The sequence below is a fragment of the Mesorhizobium sp. B1-1-7 genome (assembly GCF_006442705.1).
GTDB lineage: Bacteria > Pseudomonadota > Alphaproteobacteria > Rhizobiales > Rhizobiaceae > Mesorhizobium > Mesorhizobium opportunistum.
In genome coordinates this window covers 203375-224373 of sequence record NZ_VFWQ01000010.1, presented here as the reverse complement: position 1 = coordinate 224373, position 20999 = coordinate 203375, and the positions used below count along the sequence as shown (strand labels likewise).

Genomic DNA, 20999 nt, shown 5'->3' with positions numbered 1-20999 from the left:
GGAACGGCAATGAAGACACTGACGAGACGCCTGACACTGACGCTCGCGCTGGCGGGGACGCTGGCGGCTTCGGCCGCCGCATTGGCGATCGCCGCCGACAAGGACCTGGTCGTATTCGACTGGTCCGGCTATGAAGACCCCAGCTTCCACCCGAAATATGTCGAGAAAAACGGCGATTCGCCGACCTTCGCCTTCTTCGGCGACGAAGACGAAGCCTTCGAGAAGGTGCGCTCCGGCTTCAAGGCCGATCTCGGCCATCCCTGTTCGCAAAGCGTGACGAAATGGCGCGAGGCCGGCCTGCTGCAGCCGCTCGACACGTCGAAGATCACCGGCTGGAAGGACCTCAATCCCGGCATCATGGGGATGAAGAACCTTGCCACGACCGATGACGGCAAGGCTTGGTTCATGCCCTGGGACTGGGGCAACACGCAGCTGACCTACAACTCCTCCAAGATCGACGAGAAGGACGTCCAGTCGCTGAAGGCGTTTGCCGATCCGAAGTTCAAGGGCCGGGTGTCGATCGGCGACAATGTCGATGACGCCTATGCGCTGGCGAGCCTCGCCATCGGTGTCAAGGACTGGACCAAGATGACGGACGACCAGTTCAAGCAGGCGTCCGACTTCCTGCGCCAGGTGCACAAGAACGTGCGCTCCTACTGGACCGACACCACCGACGTCGTTCAACTGCTGAGCGGCGGCGAGGTCGACCTCGCCTGGGCCTGGAACGATGCGACGGTGCAGTCGGTCGCGGCCGGCGTGCCGATCAAGTCGAAGAAGGACACCAATGAGGGTATCTCGACCTGGGTCTGCGGCTATGTGCTGTTCAAGGATGCGCCCGGCAATATCGACAAGGCCTATGACTATCTGAACGCCGTCAACGATCCTGAGACAGCCAAGGTGCTGGTCAAGGACTGGGGTTACGGCCAGGCCAACGCCAAGGGCATGGCCGGCGTCGATCAGGCGATCCTGAAGGAAAAGGGCTATGACGACGTGCAGAAATTCATCGACAAGACCCTGTTCCAGTCGCCTGTTCCCTCGGATCTCAAGCTCAAGATGATCGCTGAGTTCGAGAAGATCAAAGCCGGTTACTGAGCCGGTTTCGCCTCTCCGTCCACGCGCCGGGATGGCGGGTGGACGGGCTCGCCAAGAGAGCCGAATTCTCCTAACCTCGCCGTAGCTTTTTCGCGATGGGGGAGTTTGCCATGAAGTCAGTGCTACGCCGCCTTGCCCTTGCCCTTGCCACTGTCTGCATGATCGGTGCCGGTCCGCTCCATGCCTTCGGCGAAGGCGGTGGCGATCTCGTGGTGTTCGACTGGTCGGGCTATGAGGACCCGCTGCTGCACCCGGCCTACACGACCAAATATGGCGCCGAGCCGACCTTCGCCTTCTTCGGCGACGAGGACGAAGCCTTCGAGAAGATGCGGGCGGGCTTCAAGGCTGACATCGCCCATCCCTGCTCGCAAAGCGTGGTCAAGTGGCGCGAGGCCGGCATGCTGCAGCCGCTCGACACCTCCCGGATCGCGGGCTGGAAGGATCTCAATCCCGGCATCATGGCGATGAAGGATCTAGCCGTCACCGCCGATGGCAAGGCCTGGTTCATGCCCTTCGACTGGGGCAACACGTCGTTGCTCTACCGCACCGACAAGGTAACGGCCGACGAGGCGCAGTCGCTCAGGATCTTCGCCGACCCGAAGTATAGAGGCCGCGTCACCATCGGCGACAATGTCGACGACGCCTATGCGCTGGCAAGCCTGGTCATTGGGCTGAAGGACTGGACCAAGATGACCGATGCCCAGTTCCAGGGGGCGTCCGCCTTCCTGCGCGATGTGCACAAGAACATCCGCTTCTACTGGACCGACGACACCGATCTCAACCAGGCCTTCATCGGCAATGAGGTCGATCTCGTCTGGGGCTGGAACGAGACCTATGTGACGCTGAAGGGGCAGGGCCTGCCGATCGCCATGAACCGCGACAGCAAGGAAGGCATTTCGACTTGGGTGTGCGGCTATGTGGTGATGAAGGATGCGCCGGGAAAGCTCGATGAAGCCTATGATTTCCTGAACGCGGTCAACGCTCCCGCTGTTTCGGACTATCTGGTCAAGACCTTCGGCTATGGCCACGGCAACGGCGCCGGCATGGCCGCGATCGACCACAAGGTGCTGGCCGACCGCGGCTTCGACAATCTCGACAAGTTTCTCGACAAGACGCTGTTCCAGCAGCCGGTGGCGCCAGAACTGAAGCAACGCATGGTCGCCGAGTTCGAGAAGATCAAGGCCGGCTATTGACGAACGATTTGGAAAGCACCGATGTCGTCATCGTCGGCGCCGGTTTCACCGGCCTTTCGGCAGCGCTCGAGCTGAAGAAGGCCGGCATCGATTTCCTGCTGCTGGAAGCACGCGACCGCGTCGGCGGCAGGGTCGAAGCTGTCGGCAACGGGCTTGGCGAACGGATCGATAGTGGCGGACAGTTTTTCTGCGAAGATATGCCGGAAGTGACGTCGCTGGCCGCGGCGCGCGGCAAGGCCTTCGTCGAAACCTATGTGAATGGCGATTTCATTACCCATCCGTCGATGTCGATCGAAGAGGCCGAGCGAACTTATCATGGCGCCATGGCGATCCGCGAGCGGATGAACAGGATCGATCCGGACGATGCCTCGATTGCCGGACTGACGGTCGCCGACTGGCTTGCCCGCCAGCACGATCCGGCCGATGCCAGGGCGGCCTTCCGTTCGATGATCGAAGGCCTGTGGTGCCTGGCGCTGGACCATGTGCCGCTCTGGCATCTGATCGACAATGACCGGCGCATCACCAACGAGGTGCCGGAGCTGCAGTATTTCCTGCGCGACACCATGCAATCGCTGGCCGACGATCTGGCGGGCGATCTGGGCGGCCGGGTGCGGCTCGGCGACGCGGTCACGCGCGTAGAGCACGGTCCGCAAGGGGTTCGTGTCGTCTCGGCCAGCGGCGCCATAGAGGCGCGCGAAGTGCTGGTCGCGCTGCCGCCGGCGACGGCCGCGAAGCTCGATTTTGAGCCTGCCTTGCCGGTGGCCCTCAACAAGGCGCTTGGCGTGTGGGAAAGCGGTGCGGTGATCAAACTGCTCGTGCGCTATGCCAGGCCGTTCTGGCGCGATCGCGACTTGTGCGGCATGGTGATGTGGCGCGACCTGCCGGGACTGTTTGCCTGCGACGCCAGCAAGGATGTCGACCACGCCGCGCTCGTCGTGTTCATCGGCGGCCCGCTGGCGCTGCGCTGGCGTGATCTTGGCGAGGCTAGGCTGCGCGCGGAAGTCACCGCCCGCCTGGAGGCAGCCCTCGGCCCGGAAGCCGGCGCCGTCATCGATTTCAGTTGGCGAGACTGGACACATGACCGCTGGAGCGGCGGCGCCTACAGCGATCTCGTCGTCGACGTGACGGCGAGGCACGCCGAGCGAACGATGCTTGCCGGTGCGCCGCCGGTGCATTTCGCCGCGTCGGAACTGTCGCCGTCATTTCCGGGCTATGTCGAGGGCGCGATCGTGGCGGGGCGCATCGCTGCCAGGAAGATCGCGGCCGCGCTTCAGTCCGACATCGCCACCAGGGCCTCGGGGTCGTAGGCGAGGCGGATCGGGGTGCCGACCGGAATGTCGTCGGCACCGAAATCGTTGGTCTCGGTCACCGACAGCGGCTTTTCCAGGCCCGGTATCTCGACGATCAGATGGGTGATCTCGCCGAAATAGTGGCGCTCGACCACCTTGCCGGCGACCTCGAACTTCGCGGTTGCATTGTCCCACAGCACGCGCAGGCGCTCCGGCCGGATCCCCAGCGTGGCGCCACCGCCATTGCGCACGAAAGCCTTCGGCTTGTCGGTCTTGACGCGGCCGAAGCCCAGCGTGTCGACGACCAGCGAGGCGCCGTTCTCCTCGACGATCTCGGCCTTGACGAAGTTCATGCCGCCGAGGAAGTCGGCGACCTGGCGGTTGACCGGGCGCTGGTAGATTTCCTTCGGCGAAGCGACCTGCGCGATCCTGCCGCCGAACATCACGGCAATGCGGTCGGACATGGCGAGCGCCTCATACTGGTCGTGGGTGACCAGCACGAAGGTGATGCCGACCGCCTGCTGCAGGCGCCGCAGTTCGACCTGCATCTGCTCGCGCAGTTTCTTGTCGAGCGCCGACAGCGGCTCGTCGAGCAAGAGCACCTTGGGTCGCATCACCAGCGCGCGGGCGAGCGCCACGCGCTGCCGCTGGCCGCCGGAGAGTTCGGTCGCAAGCCGCTTGCCGAGCCCGGTCAGCGACACCTGCGCCAGTGCTTCCTCGACGCGGCGCTTCTCCTCGCCGCCTTGCAGCCTCAGCCGCTTCAGCCCGTAGGCGACGTTCTGCTCGACATTGAGATGCGGGAAGATCGCGTAGCTCTGGAACACCATGTTGGTCGGCCGGCGGTTGGCCGGGATGCCTTCCATCGGCTGGCCGCCGACCGCGATCGAACCGCTGGTCGGATTGTCGAAGCCGGCGATCATGCGCAGCAGCGTGGTCTTGCCGCAGCCGGAAGGGCCGAGCAGCGAGAAGAACTCGCCTTCCCTGATGGTCAGCGAAGCATCGTCCAGCGCCTTGAACGCTCCGTAGCTGCGGGTGACGTTGCGGATCTCGATCATGGATCGCTGCGCCTGCTCAGGCATAGAGGCCTCCCTCGTTCTGGGTGCGTCTGGCCGCTCGGCGACGCAGGATTTCGGCGATTGTCATCAGCAGGAAGGAGGCAACCAGTAGCAGCGTCCCAAGTGCCAGCACGCCCGGCAGCTTCGCCGCGAAGCGCAACTGACCCCAGATGTAGATCGGCAGCGTCGCCTCGGTGCCGGTCAGGAAGAAGGCGATGATGAACTCGTCGAGCGAGATGGTGAAGCAGACCAGCAGGCTGGAGATGATGGCCGGCGCCACCATCGGCAGCGTCACCCGACGGAAGGTGCCGAAGGCGCTTTCGCCGAGATCGGCGGAGGCTTCCTCCAGGCTGCGGTCGAAACCTTCGAAGCCGGAGGTCAGCACCGTCATCGAATAGGGAATGCAGATCAGCACGTGGCCGAGCACGACGGTGAACAGCGAGAGGCTCAAACCCAGCTGCAGCATCACCAGCAGCATTGAGATGGCGACGATCACTTCGGGCAGCACCAGCGGCGCCATGATCAGGCCGTTGATGGTGCGGCGGCCGGGATAGCGGTAGCGGGTGATCGAGCGGGCGGCGAGAATGCCGAGCACCGTGGCGAGAACCGAGGCGCAGACGCCGACCTTCAGGCTGTTCCAGGCGGCGTCGAGCAGGGCCGGGGTGTTGGGCAGGTCCTCATACCATTTGAGCGTAAAGCCGGAGAGCGGAAACTTCGGCGTCGCGGCCGTGTTGATCGAGAAGATCGGCAGGAAGATCACGGGCAGATAGAGGAAGGCGACATAGAGGAAGGCATAGGCGGACAGCCAGCCGCTGGACAGGAAGCGCCGTACCGCCGTCATCGTGCCAGCCTCTGCAGCGCGCGAATGACCAGCACGGTGGCGCCGGCCATTAGCGTCACGATCACCATGGTGGTGACGGAAAGAGCGGCGCCCAGCGGCCAGTTGGAAGCCTTGCCGAACTGCGCCTGGATGGCGTTGGCGATCATGACGCCGTCCTTGCCGCCGACGAGCTTGGGCGTGACATAGTCGCCGACGGTCGGGATCATGACGATCAGCGCGGCCGAGATGACGCCCGGCGCCGACAGCGGCAAGGTCACGCGCAGGAACGAACGCAGCGGACCGTCACCAAGATCGGTTGCAGCCTCGACCAGCGTGCGGTCGACCTTTTCCAGCGAGACGAAGATCGGCAGGATGGCGAAGGCCGCCCAGGCATGGGTCAGCGTGATGATGACGGCGCTCGAATTGTAGAGCAGCGCGGTCGACGGCTCGTCGATGATGCCGAGGCCCATCAGGCCGGAATTCAGGACGCCGTTGTAGCCGAGAATGACCTTCCACGACATCACGCGCAGGAGATAGCTGGTCCAGAACGGGATGGTGATCAGGAACAGCCAGAGGCTCTTGTGACGGCCGCCATGGAAGGAAATGAAATAGGCGATCGGGTAGGCCAGGACGACGGTGAACAGGCTGACCGTCAGCGAGATGTAGAGCGAGCGCCACAACAGATCGCGGTAGATCGGCTCGGTCAGCGCGACGCGGTAGTTCTCCAGCGTGAAGGTGCGGTCGATGGTCAGATAGTGCTGCGTCCAGAAGGAGTGGGCGATGACCACCAGGATCGGCAGGACCAGCAGGATGAGCGCGTAGAGAAAGGTCGGGCTGATCAGCGCAAAGCCCTGTACGGGTTCGGATTGCAGAAGGGCATTTCGTCTGGCCCGCGTCATGCGCAACGGGGGCGACCCTTCCGCGGCCGCCGTCATTGCCAAACTCCGCGGGGCCAGACTCCGCGGGCCCAGACTCCGGGGAACAAGACTCCGGAGGGCAGGGCTCCGGGTGTGATCTCGGTTGCTGGCCTGGACTGTCCCGCCATGCGGCATCCCATTGTGCTGGCGCCGGCTGTGTTCCCATTTTGGTTTTGGAGCGCGATCGGACAAAAAACCGGTGACCACTTTTGCTGATCGCGTTCCTAGCTTGCCGGCTTTCTTTCATCATGCGCGCATCCGCCGATTGAAATCAAGCGCTATTTCTGAGATATTGATTGAATGGACATTCAAAATAAGGTGAAGAAAGCCGCCATTTCCGGCATTTGCCGCCGAATTTTAAGTCCGAGAAAAGATTGACAGGCGGTATGGAGGCGACAATGGCGGCAGTGAGAGACCTGAAGGCGACTGAAATGGCAGCGCATGGCGGCGATGATGCGATCGAACTGGGCAAGCGCCACCTCATCCAGCCCTGGCCGTATGCCGGGTCCGTCGGTGCCGAAGCGCGCGCGCTGATCGGCGAGGGTGACGGGATCTACATTACCGACAGCACCGGCAAGCGGCTGATCGATGGGCCTGCCGGCATGTGGTGCGTCAATGTGGGCCACCGCCGCGAGGAGCTGGCCAGAGTGATGTACGACCAGGCGATGGCGCTGTCCTACAACACGCCGTGGTACACGATGAACGCGCCGTCGGCGGAGCTTGCCATGCGCATTGCCGGCCATGCACCCGGCGATCTCAGCCATGTCTTCTACACCACCGGCGGCTCTTCGGCCGTCGAGACTGCGCTGCGCTTCATGCAGTTCTACAACAATGTGCGCGGCCGGCCGGAAAAGAAGCTGATCCTGAGCCGAGGCGGCGCCTATCACGGCTCGACCTATCTGTCGGCCTCGCTCAACGGCCGCCCGCGCGACCGCGACTGGATGGATGGCGCCGACGAACTGGTGATCAAGCTGTCGTCGCCAGATCCGTTCCGTCGCCCGCACGGCATGAGCCTTGCCGCCTTCACCGATTTCCTGGTCGACCAGTTCCGCGACACCATCGCCCGCGTCGGCGCCGACAAGATCGGCGCTTTCGTCGGCGAGCCGGTGCAGGCCTCCGGCGGCGTCGTCGTGCCGCCCGACGGCTATCTCAAGCGCATCCGCGAGATCTGCCGCGACAACGACATCCTCTATGTCTCCGACGAGGTGGTGACGGGCTTCGGCCGGCTCGGCCATGTCTTTGCCTCGGGCGACGTGTTCGGCATCGATCCCGACATGATCACCTTCGCCAAGGGCGTCACCTCGGGATATTTCCCGCTCGGCGGCGTCATCATTTCGGAGCGGCTGCTGGAGGAACTGCGCCGCTCGAACCATCCCGACGCCTTGTTCGGCCATGGCCTGACCTACACCAGCCATCCCGTCGGGTGCGCCGTGGCGCTGAAAAACCTCGACCTGCTGGAACAGGGCGTGCTTGCGCACACGCAGGCGGTCGCGCCCTATTTCCAGGCGCAGCTGAAGACGCTGGAAGAGCTGCCGCTGGTCGGCGAGGTGAGAGGCGTCGGGCTGATGGGCTGTGTCGAATGCGTCGCCGACCGCGAAAGCAAGGATCCGCTGCAGCTCGACAAGGATGTCGGCAAACGCATCGACGCGCACTGCCACGAGCTCGGCCTGCTGGTGCGGCCGCTGATCAATATGTGCGTGATGTCGCCGCCGCTGATCATTTCGCGAGAGCAGATCGACGACATGGTCGGCATCCTGCGCGAAGGAATTTCGCGCACCATGGATGATCTTAGGAAAGAGGGCGTGTGGCGGGGGTGAGGCTTCTCCCTTCTCCCCGTTTCACGGGACGAGGGTGCCGGCAGGCGGATGAGAGGCGGCGCCAGCGTTGGCGATTGTTCGCATTCGCATCTCGTTGCCTGCCCGATGCAATTCCGCAAGCCTGCCCTTCACCGGCCTGCCGGCATCCCTTCCCGTAGACCGGGCGAGAGGGACGCTCTCTTCGCGGTCGGCATCTTACGACCGCGACCTGAGCGCGTCGTTCAAGTTCCACATGTCCTTCTCCTCCGGCGCGGTCTCCAGGCCCAGCACCGGCAGCATCTTGCGCAGGTGGTCGTGGTGGGTGCGCACGCCATATTCGAGGTCGGAGAGGTAAAACCCCTCGAAGGCTTCGGACAGCATGGATTCGTTCGACCACACCGAGAGCTGCACGTCTTCCGACATCGTGTCGCGGTCGATGCGGAAGGAGAGGTAGCGGGCGGCGGCCTGCTCGCGGCTCTCGTCGCGGTAGCGGTAGATGGCGCCGCGCAGCAGCGTCTGCCCGGTCGACAGCGGAAACTCCTGATAGAACTGCACCGATTCCGGCATCACCGAAATGACCGCATTGGGGAAGATGCCGTAATAGACCCAGGCCTTCTTCAGATGGTCCGGCAGATGCGTGGGCTCGGGCGCGATCTTGACGTAGTTCCTGACGCTCCAGCGGCGGCCGGCATGCGGGTTATAGGTGGCGAAGGAGCGCGACACGCCGTTGATGAACGGCTCGTCGAAATAGGTCGCGCCATATAGATCCTGCAAAGCAGGATGGGCCATGGCGACATGATAGCCTTCATTGTCGACATCGCGCACCGACTTCCAGTTGACCGGCGTCTTCTGGGTCCAGATGCCCCAGGAGGGCACCATGTCGGCGGCCTTGTAGTGCGCGAATTCGGGCTCGATCGGCTTCATCAGTTCGGCGACCGAAGGCTGCGGCCCGCCATTGCGGAAACGGATGAAGATGAAACCCATCCAGATTTCGAGATCGAGCTGCATCAGTCCGAACTCGGTCTTGTCGAGATCGGGGAAAGAGCGCGGGCGCGCGGCGCCGCGCAGCGTGCCGTCGAGATTGTAGACCCAGCCATGGAACGGGCACACCAGCGCGTTCTTGCAATTGCCCTGGCTGTCGGCGACGACGCGGCTGCCGCGATGGCGGCACATGTTGTTGAAGCCGCGCACCACGCCATCCTTGCCGCGCACGATCAAGGCACGCTCGCCGACCACGTCCATGGTCAGATAGTCGCCGGCGTTGGGTACGTCGGAGACATGTCCGACGATCTGCCAGTGGTTGCGAAAGACATGCTCCTTCTCAAGCTCGAGAAGGGCATCGGAATGGTAACTCCAGCCCGGTAGTCCCCGCCGGTCCCAATCGTTGGGGATCGCCACGTCACGGAGGTGCGGGTTCATAAAAAGTCTCTTCTTTTTGTTGAATAATCATTCAATAAAAGCATATTTTTCATTGAAATGCAATGGCTTGCGAAAATCGTCCTGATTTTTCACTGAAATTCGAGCGCCGTTTCCGGTTGAATCCGATCGGGCTGTTGGCCGGGAAAATCCCGGAGAATCCGGGCGTTAGTCACGGTTTCCAAGGTGCCGTCCCTGCTCGATTCCGCATGGCGTACCGACAGACGGACAAGGCTTGTTGCGAGGGATCAAAATGGCCTCGGCGCTCGCCGGCTCTGTCCGCGCTGCAGCGGCGCTCTGGAACGGATCGGGCCCGAAACCGGCGGCGCGAACCTTTGTCCGGCGAGCGTGCGGGCTGCGTCGTGACCGTTTTTGCCCGATTTTGCCCGGAACCATGTTTCGTTTCGGTTACATTGCCAGGCTCGCGTCACCTTTGCGCCGTTACAAAGTGCGGCTAGGTTCGTTTCATCACCAAAAAGAAACTCAACGAAGGGGAAGGCAATGTATGCGAAAGTCGAGACCATCAGCAGCGAGCACCGCCTTGAGGCTCCACAGCGCGCTGACCGCCGCCCGAAACTGGCGTTACGCCAACGCGCCAGCGACCACCCGATGGCCATGTTCATGGGGCTGGCTGCTTGCGCCTTCCTCGGCATGGCGCTTACGCCGACGGTCGGGCCGGCTTTCGCTTCGCTGAACCCGCCGGCCAACGCCATCGATGGCGCGCCGACAACCATCAAGACCGCGCGCCTGCCGATGCGCGCAATCGACTTCGCCTGCAAGGGCCAGTCCTGGGGCGCCGAGAGCGTGGATTGCCTGCGCGCCATTGCCCAGCAGTCCGGTACGCACAAGAACCGCGCCATCCGCATGATCGCCAACGCCGCACCGTTGACCGACACGCCGAACGTTTTCTGATTTCCGTCGAGGCATGATCCCGAACCGGTTCCCTCTCGGGATCGTGTCCTGACCTCCCCGAGCGCTCCTCCAGCGCTCCATTCGGCTCCCGCGGCGCAATCCGCCGGGGGCCACTTTTTTATCCTTTGACCGTCGCCTGTTCGGCAATGGCGGACAGCACGCTGCGCACATCGAGCGTGCTGAACGGCTTTTCGAGGATCTGCGGCCGCTGCTGCGCCGGCAAGGCTTCGATCTCCGCTTTCGCACCGATCAGGTCGCCGGTGACCAGCACGAAACGCCGCGCCAGATCAGGCCTTTCGGCCAGCAGTTCGCGATAGATGGCGATGCCGCTGATGCCAGGCATGCGCAGGTCCGAAAACACGATGTCCGGCGGCATGTAGCCGCTCAAGGTGGCGGCGCCCGATTCCCAGACGAGCGCGACCCGCGACTTGATGCCCATCAATTCGAGAATGTCGGACAGCGATCCGGCGACGTCGGGCTCGTCGTCGATGATCAGGGCATGGCGCAGGCCACTCGAGCGCGGCTGGTTCTCGCCGGCGGCAGCGATGCCGGCTTCAATGGCCGGCAGTTGGACGACGAAACGCGCGCCTCTCGGCAACACTTCCTCGAACCAGACACTGCCATTGTGCCGCTCGATGATCGACTTCGAGATCGACAGGCCGATGCCGGTGCCGACGCCAACCGGCTTGGTGGTGAAATAGGATTCGAAGATGCGGGAGCGGATCGCTTCGGGTACACCGGGCCCGTTGTCCTCGACCGAAAAGCCGGGTTTGCCCAGGTCGCCGCGGAACGTCCGCACCTTGATCAGCCGATCGCCGGCGACGCCAGCCAGCGCATGTTGGCTGTTGATGAGGAAATTCGCCGCCACCTGCGTCACGTGGTCGGCATCGGCCATGGCCAGCAGCGGGCCGGCGGCGAAATCCGTGTCGATGATGATGCCGCTCGATCGTGCGCCATAGGCGGTGACCTCGAGAGCGGCGCGGATCACCTGGTTGAGGTCGGTCTCGGCCTGTGCCGCCGGATGAAGGCGGACCATCGACAGGAAGCTCTTGACGATGCGCCCGCAGCGCTCGGCGGCGGCGCGGACTTTCTCGGCACGAACCTTGGTCTGGGGGTCGGAAGCGAATTCGTGCAGCAGCGTCGACTGCGCGACCACCACCGCCAGCGGGTTGTTGAGCTCGTGCGAGACGCCGGCCAGCAGCGAGCCCATCGCCGCCATCTTTTCGTTCTGGTGCAGCTTCTCGCGCTGCCGGTTGATTTCCTCCTCGGCGCGCAGCCTGTCGCGCAGGTCGCGGATCGAGCCGAAGATCAGGCGACGGTCGCCGACGCGCATCTCGGTCGCCGTCAACTCGATCGGAAACACCTCGCCGGCGGCATTCTGCGTCACCGTCTCCAGCCGCTGGCCGACCATCGGCGCGCCGCGCCCCGACATATAGTCGGCGCCCGAAGTATAGCCCTTGCGGTAGTATTCCGGCACGACGGTGTCGAGCAGGTCCTTGCCGAGGATGTCGCTGCGCTGGAAACCGAACATCTTTTCGGCGGCCGGATTGAATTCGATGATCGATCCGGCTTCGTCGATGACGATGATGGCGTCCAGCGAGGCCTGCAGCATCGTGCGGCGGATCACTTCGCTGGCATGGGCGTCGGAGAGCGAGTGTTCGATGGCGTCGCCGATGGCGAGCGCGATGATATGCAGCGTCGCCTCCTCCTCGTCGGTCCATTCGCGCTCGTCGGCGCAGTCATTGACGGCCAGCGTGCCCCACAGATGGCCATGCGCGAAGACGGACACGGACAGGAACGACTTGATGTTCTGCTTTTCGAAGTCGGTCCTCAGGAAACCCTCGAGATCGCGCGTGTGTCCGGCGAAGATCTTGCCCTGGCGTTCGTCCTCGGCCACCCGCTCCAGCAGCGGATCCGAATTGACGATCGACTGCATGATGACGGTCGGCGACGCCAGCTCTCCGCCGAAGTCGGGATCGATCCAGTAGGCGGCGACCGACTGGGCAAAGCCTTGGCCGGGCAGTTCGCGCAAGCGGAACAGGATACCGCGCTGGCACTCGATGGCGCGGCACAGCGTCTCCAGTATGCCGTCCATTTCGCGCTGCCAGTCACCTGCCTCGCGCAGCCGGCGAACCACGCGCACGGCCGCCATCGCCGCGCCCTGCCTGAGCCCTTGCATATCCGTGCTTGCTGTTTCAGCGGTCATCGTCAGCCGTTATTCCAGGGTCCTGCCAATTCGATCGGCCCAATCGATCGGCCCAATCGATCGGCGAGCCACGGCTACGAACCTGAAACCTGTAGGCCTGGCTTTCAGTTGCCGTCGCCGGTCGGCAGCGAGAAGATATAGCCTTCGCCGCGCACCGTCCGCAGGAATTTCGGGTTGGCAGGGTCGATCTCGATCTTCTTGCGCAGGCGCATGATGCGAATGTCGACCGCGCGCGATGATTCTGGATCCTCGGTGAAGCCGATCGCCTCGGAAATCGCGGCGCGGGTCAGCAGCCGGTTGGCGCGCGTCAGGAAAACCTCAAGCACGTCGAATTCGCTCTTTGCCATGTCGATCACCGCGCCGTTGGCGCCGGTCACCAGCCTGCCGTCGAGATCGGCCTGAAAGGGGCCGAAGGCAACGGAGCGGCGATCCGTCCTGGCTTTCCTGTCCAGCAGTTCCGACGGCTGCGGAACACGGCGCAGCACGCTGCGCACCCGCGCCAGCACTTCGCGCAGCTCGTATGGCTTGACGATATAGTCGTCGGCGCCGAGCTCCAGCCCGACGATGCGGTCGAGCGCGGTGCCTGCGGCGGTCGCGTAGATGATGCCGATCGGCATTCTCGAGCGCAGCCAGCGGCCGAGCGACAGTCCGTCCTCGCCCGGCATGGCGATGTCGAGGATGGCTAGATGGAAGGGCTGCGTCTCGATCAGGATGCGGGCCGCGGCCGCGGTTTCCGCGGTCGCAACGTCATAGCCGGCGGCGCCGAGATACTCGGCGACCGCGTCCCTCAGGTCGGGCTCGTCCTCGACGATGACAATTCTTGCCCGCACGATGCTCTCGCTCCCACTTTCAGTGGAAAGTAGATTGGGTATAAACATGATGTCCAGCACTCATATCCGGTTGCCAGGGAACGGTTGGAGAATATGGCCCCACGAGCCGTCATTGCGCTTGTTTCCGTCGCCGACGTGATTGCGACCGAACTTGCCGATCATCTCGAGCGGCGTGGCCATGACGTGCGTCAAGCGCGGCAGCCCTGGGAAGCCGAATCGTTGCTGTCGGGGAAGGGCGTCGATGTCGTCGTTGTCGGCGACAGCCTCAGCCAGGCGGATGGCCGGGATCTGCTGCGGCGTTACGGCGGCCAAGGGGACGGCGGCGAGGATGGGCCGGATTTCATCCTGATCTGCCGGCCGGCCGACCTCGTCGACAAGGTGCTGGCGCTCGAGCTTGGCGCTGCCGACGTCGTCGAGAGCCCGCTCAATGTGAGGGAACTCGCCGCCCGTGTCGGCGGCCTGCTTTCGCGGCGCGGCCGGGGCAACCAGGAACTGATCGTGCTGGAGAACGCGACCGTCGACTTGAGATCGGCGATGGTCATGCATCGCTCCGGCACCGAAGAGCAGCTGTCGCCCGGCCAGGTGGCGCTGCTCAGGCTGTTTCTGGCCAGTCCGCGCAAGGTGCTGACGCGCGACGACATCATCGCGGCCGCGCCGGCCGAAAACGCCGACGCCTTCGACCGTTCGATCGATTCGCGCATCGTGCGGCTGCGCCGCAAGCTCGACACCGAAACCATCACCACCATACGTGGCGCCGGCTACCGGTTCGATCCGCCGCGGCAATTCGCCGACTGACGATTGGGCACTCACGCTGGCGGTTCGGCTGGGCATCGGATTTTCCTGTTCGCCGATGCTCCCGGAGTTCAGCGTACCACCAGCAGCGACGGACCCGATGGCATGCCGCTGCTCATGACGAGTTCGTTTGCCTGGGCGCGCTCCTTGAGGAGCACGGTGGCAAGGGCGGCAAAGCCAAGCAGGCCCTGCGCATAAAGCAGTGCGGAAAGCACCGAGGCCGCGAATTTCGTTTTCATCGTCCAACTCCCCAGAAATGCCAATTCTCTAAAAAAATGAATGTGTCGCGGTCGCCTCGGGAAACTCCCGAAGTGCCCGCGCCGCCCACGGAGCCCCCCGCAGCGGCGCGGGCCTTCGGTCCTCTCGGCAGCAAGTTGCCGGAGGGGCCGCGCAATGCCAGCAGCCGAAGGCCAACCCGCCAGAGGGCCTTCAATCGGGCGATGCGCAGGCTGGTGGTAATCCAGACCGAGGCGGAAAACAGAGCGACGTGCAAGGTAGAGATCTCGCTCGAACTCATCGCCAGCCTTGTTACGGGGGCGCCGGCAAGAATGCCGACACCACCTATGGCCGCTGCCGTGATGCTGATCCTGAAGACCAGGACCGCGTGTTCGCTTTCGTTCCCGTGGCCGTTGCCGTCTGCTTTCGTTACGTCAACCTTGCCGGCCAGCTGTATCGGCTTCATGCCGCTTGAAGCCGCGCTTTGTTGCAGATTGGTTTCGAAAACAGGCTCAGTCTTTTCATATAAGGTGACTTCGAACTTTCGTTTCGGACTGAATACCTATGTGCTGTATTATTTGAGTGCCAGTCGGCAGCGGCGATGTCTCCGCCCGACGTCTTGGTTTGTTAACCAGAGGAAACAGATTCGAAACACAAACGAGCATTTCGCGAAATCTCACCGAAACATGCCGCGCCGATAAGCCGCCCATCGAATTGGAGCCGGCCGGACCGGCAGAGAGAGGGACATCATGCACAGCACCATCACCGCCAAGCTCATCAACATCACCGCCGCCACGCTCACCGGTGCCGCGCTTCTGTTCGGCGCCAACGCCGCTCACGCCGCCAACAAGATCGTGGCGCGGGTCTCGCTTTCGCAGCAGGTCATGGAGATATCAGTCGATGGCCGGCCGACCTTCGCCTGGAAGGTCTCCACCGGCGACAGGGCGCATGTGACCCCGACCGGCTCGTTCAAGCCGACCCGCATGCATGAGATGTGGTATTCGAAGAAATACGACAACGCGCCGATGCCGCATTCGGTCTTCTTCAGCGGCGGCTATGCGGTCCACGCCACCTATGCCATCAAGCGTCTCGGCCAACCGGCCTCGCATGGCTGCGTGCGGCTGCACCCGGACAATGCCGCCGACTTCTACCAGCTGGTGGAGACCTTCGGGGCCGCCAATACCAGCATCGTCATCGTCAAGTAGCAGGCTGAAGAAGCGGGCCGGTTTACCACCCTGCCCGTGTTCAAGGCTCCCGCTGGAAATTGTCCGCGGTTTTGAGCACAGCCAAAAAAAGAGGCCGGAAAAATCCCGGCCTCTTTTCGTTCTTCGGCTTTTTTATCAGTCCGGCAGGGCCGGCATCAGCTTCGGATCCGGCTTTTCCGCCAGATGCGGCAGGTCCTTGCTGGCGATGAAGGTGTAGAACATGGGCACGACGAAGAGCGTGAACATGGTGCCGACGAGGATGCCGGTGAAGATGACGAGGCCCATCGAATAGCGGGCCGCGGCACCGGCACCGCTGGACGTGATCAGCGGCACCACGCCGAGCGCCATCGCCGCCGTCGTCATCAGGATCGGCCGCAGGCGCACCTTGGCCGAGGCGATGATGGCATCACGCCGTCGCATGCCGTGGATTTCGCGCTGCTGGTTGGCGAACTCAACCAGCAGGATGCCGTGCTTGGTGATCAGGCCGATCAGCGTGATCAGGCCGACCTGGGTGTAGATGTTCAGCGTGCCGAGGCCCAGATTGAGCGGCACTATGGCGCCGAAGATCGACAGCGGCACCGCCATCATGATGATCAACGGGTCGCGGAAGCTTTCAAACTGCGCCGCCAGCACCAGATAGATGACGATGACGGCGGCCCCGAAGGCGATCAGGATCGTGTTGCCCTGCTCCTTCTCCTGCCGGGATTGGCCGGAGTAGTCGATGAAGAAGGTGTCGGGCAGGCTCTCCCTGGCGATGTCCTCGAGCACTTTCAAACCATCGCCGGTGGTGACGCCGGGCAATGGCAGCGCGGAAATCGTCGATGAATTCAGCTGGTTGAACTGCTCGATCGCGGCCGGCGAGGCATTGTTCGAAATCTTCACGACGGCCGACAGCGGCACCATCTCGCCCGTCACGCTGCGCACGAAGTATTGGCCGAGTTTTTCGGGGTTGTCGCGGAACTCCTGCGGCACCTGCGGAATGATGTCGTAGCTGTTGGAGTCGCGGTCGAATTGCGCCACTTCGGCGCCGCCGACCAGCAGCGTCAGCGTCCGGCCGATATCGGCGATAGGCAGGTTGAGGGCGGCGGCGCGATCGCGGTCGATGGTGACGGTCACCTGCGGCGAATCATAAGACATCGAGTTCTGCACGACGATGAAGCGGCCCGAGGCCTGTGCCTTGTTCTTGATCTGCTCGGCTTGCTGGTACACTTCCGAGGAATCGCCGGTCGAGCGCACCACCATGGCAATCGGCAGGCCGCCGCCGGAGCCCGGCAGCGTCGGCGGGGCGAAGACGAAGGCCTGGACGCCCGCGACCTTGTTGATACGGGCCGTGATGTCGGCCTGCAGCTCCTTGGAATTGCGCTTGCGGTCAGCCCAATCCTTGAAGGCAAAGCCGACGAAAGCGCTGTTTGTCGTGCCACCGAAGGCCACGGCGGAGAACTGTGCCCGTGTTTCGGGAATGTCCCTCACCAGGCCGAGAATCTGGTTGACGTAGGTCTCGGTGTAATCGGATGTCGCATAGGTCGGCGCGGTCACGAGCGAGAGCAGGAAGCCCTGGTCTTCTTCCGGCGCCAGTTCGGTCGAGGTCTTGGTGAACATGAAGCCGGTCACGCCGACAAGCGCCAGCACGATGAGCAGCGTCAGCGGGCGATAGTTCAGCGAGCCGGTGACGGCGCGCTCGTAGACATGCTCGACCCGCGAGAAAACGCCGTCGACGATGCGCTGGAAACGGCCGGCGTTGCCCGGCTTCAAGAGGCGCGCCGACATCATCGGGGTAATGGTGATGGCGATGACGCCCGACAGCACCACCGAGCCGGCGAGCGTCACCGCGAATTCGCGGAACAGCGCACCGGTCAGGCCACCGGTGAAGGCCAGCGGCGCGAACACGGCGGCCAGCGTCATGGTCATGGCGACGATTGCGGAGGCGATTTCGCGCATGCCGCTGAACGCCGCTTGCATGGGCGTCATGTGGTCTTCTTCCATGTGGCGGTGGATGTTTTCCACCACCACGATGGCGTCGTCCACGACAAGGCCGATTGCCAGCACCATGGCCAGCAGCGACAGAAGATTGATCGAATAGCCGACCGCGAACAGAAGGAAACAGACGCCGACCAGCGACAGCGGGATGGTGATGATCGGCATCATCACCGAACGGAAAGAGCCAAGGAACAGAAGGATGACGACGACCACGATGGCGACCGCCTCGGCGATGGTCTTGAACACCTCGTCGATCGAGGCGCTGATCTGCCCGGTGGCGTCGTAGACGACCTCGATCGTCATGCCTTTCGGCAGCGTTTCCTGGATCTGCGGCACAAGCTTGGTGAGCGCGGCCGCTGTGGTCAGCGGGTTGGCCGCCGGGGTCGGGAAGATGGCGAGGAAGGTGCCGGGCTTGCCGTTGAAGGAGACCCTGGTGTCGGTGTTCTCGGCGCCGAGTTCGACGCGGGCCACGTCACGCAGCCGCACCACATTGCCGTCGGTCGAGCGCAGCGGTAGTTCGGCGAAGGCTTCCGGCGTCTGCAGCGTCGAACGCACCGTAATGGAGGAAACGACATATTCGTTCTGGGTGTTTCCGGGCGCAGACAGGAAGTTGGAGTTGTTGATCGCTGCCAGCACTTCCGCTGCCGTCACCCCGCGCGCGGCAAGCCGGACCGGGTCGATCCAAACGCGCATCGAATATTCCTGGGCGCCGAAGATCTGCACGTCGGCGACACCTTCGACCGTCGACATGCGGGGCCTGATGACGCGCTCGATATATTCGGTCAGCTGCTCCTTCGTCATGTTCGGATTCTGCATCGAGATGTACATCATCGCGAACTGCTGGCCGGTGCCCTTGACGATGACCGGGTCCTTGGACGCGTCCGGCAAGGTGCCGCGCACGCCCTGGACCTTGGACAGCACTTCGGTCAGCGCCACGTCGGGGTTGGAGCCGAGCTTCATCTGCACCGTCACGGTGCTGGAGGACGGACGGCTGGACGAGGTGACGTAGTCGATGTTTTCGGTCGAGGCGACGGCGCGCGCGATCGGGGCGGAAATGAAGCCCTGGATCAGGTCGGCGCTGGCACCCGGATAGGCGGTCGTGATGGTGATCGCCGTTTCATCAACCTTCGGATACTGCCGGATCGACAGGTTGAAGATGCCCTGGAACCCGAGCAGCAGGATCATGCAGGCAAGGACCGTCGAAAGGACGGGCCGGCGAATAAAGAGATCGGAAAAGCTCATTGCTGGTCGGCCTGCTTGTTCGCCGATTTGGTCGGGTCGATGGTGTTGTCGACGTTGACGGACATGCCGTTGAAGAGGCGGTTCTGGCCCGCGGTGACGACCTCGTCGCCAGCCTTCAGCCCTTCGACGATCTCGACCATGCCCTGGTTGCGGCGGCCGGGCTTGACGAAGACCTGGGACAACACCAGCGCTGGCTTGTCGCCTTCCGCCGCCGGCTTGGCCGCATCGGTAGCGGGCTTGTCGGCAGGTTTAGCCGCATCGGCCGCGGGCTTGCCCGCATCAGCGGCCGGCTTCATGTCATCGGTTGCCGGCTTCATCGCGTCCGCCGGCTTGGCATCCGCAGGCTTGGCATCCGCTGGCTTGGCATCCGCCGCCTTGTCGGTAGCCGCGGCGGGTTTTTCTTCCGGCTTGGCCGGCGCCGCCGCAGCCGGTTTGGCCGGTTGCACGACGAAGACGTAGTCGCCGTAGAGGCTGGTGGTCAGCGCCGTCTGTGGCAGTATCAGCACGTTCTGCTCCTCGGGCAGTTCGACACGCACCTGCACGAACTGGCCGGGGGTCAGCTTGCCGTCGGGGTTGGCGACCTCCGCCCGGATGTTCACCAGCCGGCTGGACGGGTCGATCTTGGGGTCGATGCCGCGAATGGCGCCGGCAAACGGCTTGTCGTCGCCACCAAGTCCCAAGCGAACCGTCTGGCCGATCTTGAGCAGCGGGAGCTCCTGTTCGGGAACCGTGAAGTCGGCCCGCATCGTGTCGAGATCCTGCAGTGTCACAACGGAAGTGCCGGGCGACAGATACTGGCCGAGGTCGATCTTCGGGATGCCGACCGTACCGGCGAAGGGAGCCGTCAGCTGCTTCTGCTCGAGCACGGCCTGGAGCCTGGTGACCTGGGACGCCGAAGCGGACGCCGCCGCCCGCGCGCTGTCCAGTGTCGAGTCCGAGCCGACGCCGCGTTTTGTCAGTTCGAGGGCGCGGTTCAGCGACACCTGATCGAGCGCGGCCTGCGCTTTCTGGGCGTCGAGATCGGCGCGCTCGACGGCGTCGTCAAGTTGCAGCAGCACCGCGTTGGCCGCGACTTTCTCGTTGGCATGGAAGGGGATTTCCTTGACGATGCCGGCAGTCTCGACCGTCAGGTCGACACCACGCACCGCCCGCACGGTGCCGATCGCCTCGACGCCGGGCGTCCAACTCGACGGCTTGACGATGGTCGTCGACACGGTCGCCGCGGGCGGCTTCATGGTGGCGAAATACTGCTTGATGCCGTTGTCGCGCAGGAAGTTGAAGCCGACGATGCCGCCGACCACGATGACGAGCACGGCCAGGACCGCAATGATGATAATGATACGGAGTATGCGCTTGAACAAGGAAGTCCCCTCAGTCGAAATCCGGCGCAAAGCGCGGACATCGGGACACATATCGACTGCAGGCCCCGATTTCAAATAGCGGCGGTCTTACTGTACCGTCTGGACGGTCTTGTCAATTGGGCCTAAGCTCGCCAAGGGAGGCGCCATGAGAGCCCAACGACCGAATTCGCGCGAGAAGATTCTCGCCGCGGCGGCAGATGTTGCCCGGGAAACCGGACCCGGCAGCCTCTCGCTGGAGGCCGTCGCCAGCCGCGCCGGCGTGTCGAAAGGCGGGCTGCTCTACAATTTTCCGACCAAGGCCAAATTGATGCAGGGGCTGGTCGAGGACTATCTGCGCGAATTCGAGCGCGCGTTGGAAGCCGCCAACAGCAATGGCGGGGGTAAAAACCCGCTCGCCGTCTACATCAGGCTGTCGGCCAATGACTGCGAGGAAAAGCAGCCCTCGGCGTCCTGGATCTTTTCGGCGATCGCCGAGGATCCCGATTTCATGACGCCGATCAAGACTTTCAAGCGCCAGCTTTTCGAACGGCTGAAGGGCGAAACATCAGACCTCAAATCGCTGCTGGTCTGCTATCTCGCCATCGAGGGGCTGCGCAGCATGAACCTCTTCGATTCCGATGTGCTGTCGAAAGACGAGCGGGAACTGCTGGTCTCCACCCTGCTGGAGATCGCCAAATAGT

Annotated in this window: 17 protein-coding genes and 1 pseudogene; 8 read left to right on the top strand and 10 right to left on the bottom strand. The window is 63.5% G+C overall.

What is annotated here, in order from left to right; all coding sequences use genetic code 11:
* The first annotated feature begins 9 nt into the window (after window positions 1-9).
* From FJ978_RS19060 to FJ978_RS19050, 3 genes and pseudogenes are all read left to right on the top strand, one after another.
* Entirely contained in the window at window positions 10-1092 is a 1083-nt protein-coding gene (locus FJ978_RS19060) for an ABC transporter substrate-binding protein (protein ID WP_140573287.1), read from the top strand.
* A 110-nt stretch (window positions 1093-1202) separates the two neighbouring features.
* The gene (locus tag FJ978_RS19055; RefSeq protein WP_140573286.1) at window positions 1203-2285 is read left to right on the top strand and encodes an extracellular solute-binding protein; all 1083 of its coding nucleotides are present in this window, start codon (window positions 1203-1205) and stop codon (window positions 2283-2285) included.
* A pseudogene (locus tag FJ978_RS19050) lies at window positions 2279-3592 on the top strand (flavin monoamine oxidase family protein); the annotation flags it as partial. The gene FJ978_RS19055 and the pseudogene FJ978_RS19050, both read left to right, overlap by 7 nt.
* Here the strand turns inward: FJ978_RS19050 and FJ978_RS19045 are convergent.
* The 3 genes from FJ978_RS19045 to FJ978_RS19035 are packed head-to-tail and all read right to left on the bottom strand — an operon-like array spanning window position 3556 to window position 6384.
* Window positions 3556-4629, bottom strand: a complete 1074-nt coding sequence (locus FJ978_RS19045; RefSeq protein ID WP_023776858.1) for an ABC transporter ATP-binding protein — start codon at window positions 4627-4629, stop codon at window positions 3556-3558. The pseudogene FJ978_RS19050 and the gene FJ978_RS19045 overlap by 37 nt on opposite strands.
* Before the next feature lie 16 nt (window positions 4630-4645).
* Complete coding sequence (locus FJ978_RS19040; protein WP_140573285.1) at window positions 4646-5470, bottom strand: ABC transporter permease; 825 nt, start codon at window positions 5468-5470, stop codon at window positions 4646-4648.
* A complete protein-coding gene (locus FJ978_RS19035) occupies window positions 5467-6384 on the bottom strand; it encodes an ABC transporter permease (protein WP_031257404.1) in 918 nt (305 codons plus the stop codon). Before FJ978_RS19035 ends, FJ978_RS19040 begins: the two co-directional genes overlap by 4 nt.
* Window positions 6385-6764: 380 nt before the next feature.
* Here FJ978_RS19035 and FJ978_RS19030 point away from each other — a divergent pair, with 380 nt between their 5' ends.
* Window positions 6765-8183 (top strand): aminotransferase, encoded by a 1419-nt coding sequence (locus FJ978_RS19030; protein ID WP_140573284.1) that lies wholly within the window; start codon window positions 6765-6767, stop codon window positions 8181-8183.
* 195 nt (window positions 8184-8378) lie between these two features.
* On the opposite strand, the gene FJ978_RS19025 is transcribed toward FJ978_RS19030, so the two are convergent.
* A complete protein-coding gene (locus tag FJ978_RS19025; protein WP_140573283.1) occupies window positions 8379-9581 on the bottom strand; it encodes an aromatic ring-hydroxylating dioxygenase subunit alpha in 1203 nt (400 codons plus the stop codon).
* Window positions 9582-10079: 498 nt separating this feature from the next.
* Here FJ978_RS19025 and FJ978_RS19020 point away from each other — a divergent pair, with 498 nt between their 5' ends.
* Window positions 10080-10490, top strand: coding sequence for a hypothetical protein (locus FJ978_RS19020; protein WP_140573282.1), 411 nt, complete (start codon window positions 10080-10082; stop codon window positions 10488-10490).
* A gap of 118 nt (window positions 10491-10608) precedes the next feature.
* On the opposite strand, the gene FJ978_RS19015 is transcribed toward FJ978_RS19020, so the two are convergent.
* Window positions 10609-12696 (bottom strand): PAS domain S-box protein, encoded by a 2088-nt coding sequence (locus tag FJ978_RS19015; protein WP_181180420.1) that lies wholly within the window; start codon window positions 12694-12696, stop codon window positions 10609-10611.
* 104 nt (window positions 12697-12800) lie between these two features.
* A complete protein-coding gene (locus FJ978_RS19010) occupies window positions 12801-13574 on the bottom strand; it encodes a response regulator transcription factor (protein ID WP_181176751.1) in 774 nt (257 codons plus the stop codon).
* A 45-nt stretch (window positions 13575-13619) separates the two neighbouring features.
* On the opposite strand from FJ978_RS19010, the gene FJ978_RS19005 reads away from it, so the two are divergent.
* On the top strand, window positions 13620-14321 hold the full coding sequence (locus FJ978_RS19005) for a response regulator transcription factor (protein WP_140573281.1): 702 nt from the start codon (window positions 13620-13622) through the stop codon (window positions 14319-14321).
* Between the two features lie 68 nt (window positions 14322-14389).
* Here FJ978_RS19005 and FJ978_RS19000 read toward each other — a convergent pair whose 3' ends face one another.
* Window positions 14390-14557 (bottom strand): hypothetical protein, encoded by a 168-nt coding sequence (locus FJ978_RS19000; RefSeq protein WP_140573280.1) that lies wholly within the window; start codon window positions 14555-14557, stop codon window positions 14390-14392.
* A complete protein-coding gene (locus FJ978_RS33250; protein ID WP_246678166.1) occupies window positions 14554-15000 on the bottom strand; it encodes a hypothetical protein in 447 nt (148 codons plus the stop codon). The genes FJ978_RS19000 and FJ978_RS33250 overlap by 4 nt, the downstream gene beginning before the upstream one ends.
* 283 nt (window positions 15001-15283) lie before the next feature.
* Here FJ978_RS33250 and FJ978_RS18990 point away from each other — a divergent pair, with 283 nt between their 5' ends.
* Window positions 15284-15739 carry a L,D-transpeptidase gene (locus FJ978_RS18990; RefSeq protein WP_013892701.1) on the top strand — a complete coding sequence of 152 codons (456 nt, stop codon included), beginning with the start codon at window positions 15284-15286 and terminating at the stop codon, window positions 15737-15739.
* A gap of 135 nt (window positions 15740-15874) precedes the next feature.
* On the opposite strand, the gene FJ978_RS18985 is transcribed toward FJ978_RS18990, so the two are convergent.
* Complete coding sequence (locus FJ978_RS18985; RefSeq protein ID WP_140573279.1) at window positions 15875-18958, bottom strand: efflux RND transporter permease subunit; 3084 nt, start codon at window positions 18956-18958, stop codon at window positions 15875-15877.
* Entirely contained in the window at window positions 18955-20319 is a 1365-nt protein-coding gene (locus FJ978_RS18980; protein WP_140573278.1) for an efflux RND transporter periplasmic adaptor subunit, read from the bottom strand. The genes FJ978_RS18985 and FJ978_RS18980 overlap by 4 nt, the downstream gene beginning before the upstream one ends.
* A 145-nt stretch (window positions 20320-20464) precedes the next feature.
* Between FJ978_RS18980 and FJ978_RS18975 the strand changes: the two genes are divergently transcribed.
* Complete coding sequence (locus FJ978_RS18975) at window positions 20465-20998, top strand: TetR/AcrR family transcriptional regulator (RefSeq protein WP_140573277.1); 534 nt, start codon at window positions 20465-20467, stop codon at window positions 20996-20998.
* Window position 20999 lies beyond the last annotated feature (1 nt).